The following is a 6,606-nucleotide window of genomic DNA, read 5'->3' as shown; positions in this document are numbered from 1 at the left end:
GCCGTCTGCGCCGCGCCGCGCGACGGCACGCCCGGCGCGGGCTGGACGCTGCCCGAGCGCCGCAAGCTGCGCTTCCGCCTCGAAGACGTGGCCTTCGAATAAAGGGAACTCGCGCCACCGCTTCGCCCTCTAAGCTAAACCGTTTTAAAAGGAGGGGAAAATGAAACGACACCTGCACACCTTGGCCTACGCAGCCACCGCTGCCAGCACCCTGTTCTTCGCTGCGGCAGCGCACGCCACCACTTACACCGCCATCCTCACCGGCTCGGCCGAAGTCCCGCCCAACACCTCGCCCGCGATCGGCGCGGTGGCCATCAACTTCGATCCCGCCAGCCACGAGCTGGAAGTCAGTGCCGCTTTCAGCTCGCTGGTGGGCAACAGCACCGCCGCCCACATCCACTGCTGCACCGATCCCACCGGCACCGCCGGCGTCGCCACGCAGCTGCCCTACTTCACCGGCTTCCCGACCGGCGTGCAGACCGGCGCCTACAGCCACAGCTTCGACACTTCGCTGGACTCCACCTGGAATCCCGCCTTCATCAGCGCCAATGGCGGCACCACCGCCGGCGCCGAAGCCGCCCTGCTGGCCGGCCTGAATGCCGGACAGGCCTATTTCAACATCCACAGCAGCGCCTATCCCAACGGTGAAATCCGCGGCACGCTGATGGCCGCCGCCGTGCCCGAGCCGGCCAGCGTCGCCATGCTGGGCCTGGGCGTGCCGGCCGTACTGGCAGTCGCCCGCCGCCGCCGCAAAACCAGCTAGTTCACAGCGCGTACCAGCGGCAGCTCGACGTAACTGTCGTGATAAATCCGCTGGGTCGCCTTCCTGTAATCCGCGGGCTGCGCGTGGAAGATGTTCGCCACAAAGGTCTGCGGATTACGGTCGTACAGCGGGAACCAGCTGGACTGGATCTGCACCATGATGCGGTGCCCCGGCAGGAACACATGGTTTGCCGTCGGCAGGCCGAAGCGGTAGACCAGCGGCGTATTGGCGGCGAGCGGCCTGGCCTGCTCCCAGCCCTCGCGGTAACGGCCGCGGAAGATATCGGCCGACACCATCAGCTGATAACCGCCCAGCTCCGGCTGGGACGCCACCTGGTCCGGATACACATCGATTACCTTCACCACCCAGTCCGCATCGGTGCCGCTGGTGGACGCCAGCAGATGCGCCACCGGCTCGCCGCTGATCTTCACCGGCGCCGTCAACACCGCGGTGGTATAGGTCAGCACATCGGTGCGGCCGGACGCCTCGCGCTGATCGTCGACCAGCCAGCGCGGCCAGGTCTGGCCCTTGGCCTCGTCGTAACCGTACGGCGCAATCGGCCGCTGGCGGTACGGCACCGGCTTGGCCGGGTCGGAGACATATTCATCGTAGGCGTTCCTGTGCGCCGGCCGGGACAGCGCCACCGGCGCCGACGCGCTCAGCTCCGCCTTGCCCTCCGCGCCCAGCTTCAGCATGGTCGGCGTGATCGTGCAGCCGCTGACGCAGCCGCGCGGCCAGTCCGCCAGCTCGCGCCATTTGTTGGTGCCGCTCTCGAACGCCGTCACCGGCGCGATCTTTGCCGCCAGCGCCTCCGGCGACGGCGCGTCCTTCAGATAGCGGTCCAGGAACGGCAGCAGGATCTGCTCGCGGAACTGCAGCCCGGTGTCGGCGTTGAACCTGATCGGTCCCAGCCGGCTGCCGTCGCCATCCTGGCCACCGTGATTCCACGGTCCCAGCACCAGGAACACCTTGTTGTCCTTGTCGTGCGGCTTGATCGCCTTGTACACCGCGATGGCGCCATAGATATCCTCGGCGTCCCACAGACTGTGCACCAGCATGGTCGGCACCGTCACCGGCTGCTGCGCCAGGATCTTGTCCACGGCCTGGCTCTGCCAGAACGTGTCGTATGCCGGGTGCGCCGCCACCTTGCGCCAGAAACCACTCTGCTCGAGACCGCGCCGGCGCGCCAGCTCGCCGGCCGAGCCGGCCCGCATGAAGGTATCGTAATCATCGTAATGGCTGGCATACCAGTGCGCCTCGTTGCGCCGCGTGACCACCTGCTCCAGCATGTAGGACAGATTGATCTGCCGGAACGCGCCGTGGTGGAACCAGTCGTCGCCGCGCCAGCCGTCCACCATCGGATTCATCGGCACCGCCACCTTCAGCGCCGGATGCGGATTGACCAGCGCGATCAGCGGCAGGAAACCGTCATACGAGCCGCCGATGATGCCCACCTTGCCGTTCGACTCCGGCACGTTCTTGCTCAGCCAGTCGATGGTGTCCCAGGCGTCGGTCGAGTGATCGACCGGCGTCGGATTGAACGGCGAGCCGGCCATCGGCCGGTTCATCACATAATCGCCCTCCGAGCCGTATTTGCCGCGCACGTCCTGCACCACGCGGATGTAGCCACCCTTGACGATCACGTCCGGCATATTGTCGTAGCCCGCCAGGATCGATTCCATCTGCGAACTCTCATTGTGATTGACCATCTCGGCCGCGTTGTACGGCGTGCGCGTCAGCAGCATCGGCGCGTGCTGCGCCTTGCGCGGAAGGACGATCACGGTATTGAGTTTGACACCGTCGCGCATCGGTATCATCACCGTGCGCTTGATGTAGTCGAAGCCGTCGACCGGCGCCTTGAATTCCTCAGGCGTTTCGCTGGGCAGCGCCGGATATTGCTGCGCCGTGGCCTGGAATGAAAAAACGCCGGCCACCAGGGCCAGCGTCAATGCGGTTTTCTTCATGGACGCCCCGGAAAATTGTGAAACGATAAAGTATCACAAGCGGCCGGGGCGGCAGTGCCTTAATGCGACATTATTTCGACAGCAGCATCTCGTTCAGGCGCTTGACGAAGGTGGCCGGATCGCTGAGCGAACCGCCTTCGGCCAGCAGGGCCTGGTCGAACAGGATGTGCGACCAGTCGTTGAACGAGCTGGCCACGCCTTCCGCCTTCAGGCGCTGCACCAGCGGGTGATCCGGATTGATTTCCAGGATAGGCTTGGTCTCCGGCGCGGCCTGGCCGGCGGCCTTCAGCATGCGCAGCAGATTGCCCGACAGCTCGTGCTCGTCCGCCACCAGGCAGGCCGGCGAATCGGTCAGACGGAAGGTCACGCGCACGTCCTTGGCCTTGTCGGCCAGCGCTTCCTTCATCTTGGCGACCAGATCCTGGTAGGCCGTCTCGGTCTCTTCGTGTTCCTTCTTCTCGGCCTCGTCCTCCAGCTGGCCCAGATCCAGGCCGCCCTTGGCCACCGATACCAGCTCCTTGCCTTCGAACTCGGTCAGGAAGGACAGCATCCACTCGTCCACGCGGTCGGTCAGCAGCAGCACTTCCACGCCCTTCTTGCGGAAGATTTCCAGGTGCGGGCTGTTCTTCGCGGCCACGTAGTTGTCGGCGGTGACGTAATAAATCTTGTCCTGGCCTTCCTTCATGCGCGCGATGTACTGCTCCAGCGAGACGTTCTGCTCATCGCTGTCATTGGCGGTGGAAGCAAAGCGCAGCAGCTTGGCCAGACGGTCCTTGTTGGCCATGTCCTCGCCGACGCCCTCTTTCAGCACCTGGCCGAATTCGGTCCAGAAGGTGGCGTACTTGTCTTTCTTTTCCTGCTCGTCGGCGTTCGCCAGTTCTTCCAGCATGCCGATCACGCGCTTGGTCGAGCCTTCTCGGATCACCTTGACGTCGCGCGACTCCTGCAGGATCTCGCGCGACACGTTCAGCGGCAGGTCGGCCGAATCGATCACGCCCTTGACGAAGCGCAGATAGGTCGGCATCAGCTGCTCGGCGTCGTCCATGATGAACACGCGCTTGACGTACAGCTTCAGGCCGCCGCGCTTGTTGCGGTCCCACAGGTCGAACGGCGCCTTGGCCGGGATGTACAGCAACTGCGTGTATTCGCTGCGGCCCTCGACGCGATTGTGGGTATGGGTCAGCGGCGGCTGGAAGTCGTGCGACACGTGCTTGTAGAACTCGTCGTACTGCTCGGGCGTGATGTCGGACTTGTTGCGCGCCCACAGCGCGCTGGCCTGGTTGATGGTTTCCAGCTCGTCCTTCAGGACGGTTTCCTTCTTCTCCTCGTCCCATTCTTCCTTCTGCATCACGATCGGCAGCGAGATATGGTCGGAGTACTTGCGGATGATGGACTTCAGCTTCCACGACGACAGCAACTCATCCTCGCCTTCGCGCAGGTGCAGGATGATGTCGGTGCCGCGGCCGGTCTTCTCGATCTGCTCGACCGAGTAATCGCCCTCGCCGCCCGATTCCCAGCGCACGCCTTCCGCCGCCGGCAGGCCGGCGCGGCGCGATTCCACCGTGATCTTGTCGGCCACGATGAAGCCCGAGTAGAAGCCCACGCCGAACTGGCCGATCAGCGCCGCGTCCTTCTGCTGGTCGCCCGACAGCTTGCCGAAGAATTCCTTGGTGCCCGACTTGGCGATGGTGCCCAGGTGCGAGATCGCCTCGTCGCGGCTCATGCCGATGCCGTTGTCGGAAATGGTGATGGTGCGCGCCGCCTTGTCGAACGCCACCTTGATCTTCAGCTCGTGGTCGTTGCCGTACAGGGCGTCGTTATTGATCGCCTCGAAGCGCAGCTTGTCGGCCGCGTCGGACGCGTTCGAGATCAGCTCGCGTAGGAAAATTTCTTTATTCGAGTACAGGGAGTGGATCATCAGCTGCAGCAGCTGCTTCACTTCCGCCTGAAAACCAAGGGTTTGTTTTTCTGGTGCCGTCATTATGTCCTCGTATAGGAAACGTTGTTTGATTTGCAGGAATCTGGGGACGGGCTGTAACGATTTCAAGCCCCTCCCGGCGCGGCAGCATCATAACGCGCCCCGGCGACAGGCGCAAAAAAACCCGCGCGTGGCGGGTTTGGGGGTCGGTCACGCTCAGCCGCGGCGACGGCGCGCCCAGCCGACCAGCCCCAGGCCGGCCAGCAGCATGCCGTACGTGGCCGGCTCCGGCACCGCGCTCACGCTCAGATCGTCGTAGGCATACACCTCGCCGTTGCCGATCAGCTGCACGCGCGCGATGCCGCTGGCGCTCACGCTGAGCTCCGTCCAGCCATTGGCCGCGAACGCCGCCGACGAACTGGCCAGCAGCGTTCCGCCAATGCTGTAGGCGTTCAGCGTGAAAGAACCGCCGGCATAGCTGCTGCCCCAGATCGACACCTGCTGCGCCGCGCCGGCGAAATAAATGTTCTGCACATTGCCGGTGGCGCCGGCGCCGGGATTGAAGGCCAGATAATTGTCGCCGCTGCGCGTATCGAAAGCCGCGTTCGACAGGTAGCTCAAAATCGAGCCGCCCGGATGGCCGTCGCCGCCGAAGGTGACGCCCTGCGCCGCGTAGGCGCCGGTCAGCTCGCTGCCCTCGACAAACAGCTGACCGCCCGGCTGGTCGTCGAAATTGATGGTGGCGGCCGATGCTTGCGCGGCCAGCAGGAGGGCGCCGGCGGCGGCCGGCAAAGTGCGACGGAATGCGTGAACCATGTTTATCTCCCAGTGTTGTTATTGAAATTCAATACTACAACACAAGTAGTAAAATTACACGATTATCTTGCCGCCAGCTCTTTTTCGAGGAAACGCCACACGGCCGGCTCCTGCATCGCCGCCACGTTCAGCCGCATGCGCGTGGACGGCAGCTGCTTGGGCGAGAACAGACTGCCCGGCGCCAGCAGCAGATTGTGCGCCATCGCGCGCTCGGTCAGCACATTCGTGTCGCAGCCGGCGTCGGCCCAGACGAACATCCCGGCCGGCGGCGACCCATCGACCTTCAGGCCGACGCGCTCCATCTGGCGCAGGGTCTTGGCGCGGATCGCGTCCAGCCGGCCGCGCAACCGGTCGGCATGCTTGCGGTACGAGCCTTCGGACAGCACCTTGTACACCACCCGTTCGCCGATATCGCTGCTGGTCAGCGTCGACAGCATCTTGCGGTCGGCCAGGCGCTCGGCCCGCTCGGCCGACGTGGCGATGAAGCCGACCCGCAGATTGGCCGCCATGGTCTTGGAAAAGCCGCCCAGATACAGCACCCGCTGCAGCTGGTCCAGCGCCGCCAGCCGCGTGGCCGGCTGCACCGCGCTGCCCGGATGCAGGTCGCAATAGATATCGTCCTCGACGATCAGGAAATCGTGCTCCTCCGACAGCCGCAGCACCTGGAACGCCTTGGCCGCCGACAGCGAGGTCGAACTGGGGTTGTGCAGCACCGAATTGATGATGTACAGCTTGGGCTTGTGCAGCGCCGCCAGCTCGGCCAGCCGGGCGATGTCCGGGCCGTCGGCCAGGCGCGGGATGCCGACCACCTTGGCGCCCAGCGCCGCGAATGAGCCGAACATCAGGAACCAGGCCGGATCGTCGACGAAAATCGTGTCGCCGGGACGGGTGAACTCGCGCGCCACCAGGTCCAGCGCCTGCGTCACCCCGGCCGTGGTCACGATCTGCTCCGGCGCGGCGGCGATTTCCAGCCCGGCCAGCTTGTGCTGCAACTGCTGGCGCAGCGGCAGAAAGCCCTGCGGCACGCCGTAGCTGAGCAGCAGATTCGGATTCTGCCGGCTGACCGCGCGCAGCGCATTGGCGATGGCCGGGCCATCCAGCCAGTCGGACGGCAGCACGCCGGTGCCGGGCATCTGCTGGTGCGG

The 6,606-nt window shown here is 64.9% G+C and carries 5 protein-coding genes; 1 reads left to right on the top strand and 4 read right to left on the bottom strand.

Annotated elements, in window-relative coordinates; translation table 11 throughout:
• Positions 1–160: 160 nt before the first annotated feature.
• Positions 161–763 carry a CHRD domain-containing protein gene (locus E4L98_RS18840; RefSeq protein ID WP_135203088.1) on the top strand — a complete coding sequence of 201 codons (603 nt, stop codon included), beginning with the start codon at positions 161–163 and terminating at the stop codon, positions 761–763.
• On the opposite strand, the gene E4L98_RS18835 is transcribed toward E4L98_RS18840, so the two are convergent.
• The 4 genes from E4L98_RS18835 to E4L98_RS18820 form a co-directional block, all read right to left on the bottom strand.
• The gene (locus tag E4L98_RS18835; protein WP_135203087.1) at positions 760–2,727 is read right to left on the bottom strand and encodes a CocE/NonD family hydrolase; all 1,968 of its coding nucleotides are present in this window, start codon (positions 2,725–2,727) and stop codon (positions 760–762) included. The genes E4L98_RS18840 and E4L98_RS18835 overlap by 4 nt on opposite strands.
• Positions 2,728–2,797: 70 nt before the next feature.
• Positions 2,798–4,708 carry a molecular chaperone HtpG gene (htpG, locus tag E4L98_RS18830; RefSeq protein ID WP_135203086.1) on the bottom strand — a complete coding sequence of 637 codons (1,911 nt, stop codon included), beginning with the start codon at positions 4,706–4,708 and terminating at the stop codon, positions 2,798–2,800.
• Positions 4,709–4,861: 153 nt separating this feature from the next.
• Positions 4,862–5,461, bottom strand: a complete 600-nt coding sequence (locus tag E4L98_RS30795; RefSeq protein ID WP_135203085.1) for a PEP-CTERM sorting domain-containing protein — start codon at positions 5,459–5,461, stop codon at positions 4,862–4,864.
• A 62-nt stretch (positions 5,462–5,523) separates the two neighbouring features.
• Positions 5,524–6,606: aminotransferase-like domain-containing protein (locus tag E4L98_RS18820; protein WP_135203084.1), on the bottom strand; the 1,083-nt coding region annotated here is incomplete at its 5' end.

It is taken from the genome of Duganella callida (assembly GCF_004614165.1).
Classification (GTDB): domain Bacteria; phylum Pseudomonadota; class Gammaproteobacteria; order Burkholderiales; family Burkholderiaceae_D; genus Rugamonas; species Rugamonas callida.
The sequence above is the reverse complement of the archived record's forward strand: the minus strand, read 5'-3'. Positions and strand labels throughout refer to the sequence as shown.

Bases quoted from the DNA above. Each gene is read 5' to 3' on its own strand.
- htpG (WP_135203086.1), bottom strand. From the start codon at position 4,708: ATGACGGCACCAGAAAAACAAACCCTTGGTTTTCAGGCGGAAGTGAAG.
- E4L98_RS18840 (WP_135203088.1), top strand. From the start codon at position 161: ATGAAACGACACCTGCACACCTTGGCCTACGCAGCCACCGCTGCCAGC.
- E4L98_RS30795 (WP_135203085.1), bottom strand. From the start codon at position 5,461: ATGGTTCACGCATTCCGTCGCACTTTGCCGGCCGCCGCCGGCGCCCTC.
- E4L98_RS18835 (WP_135203087.1), bottom strand. From the start codon at position 2,727: ATGAAGAAAACCGCATTGACGCTGGCCCTGGTGGCCGGCGTTTTTTCA.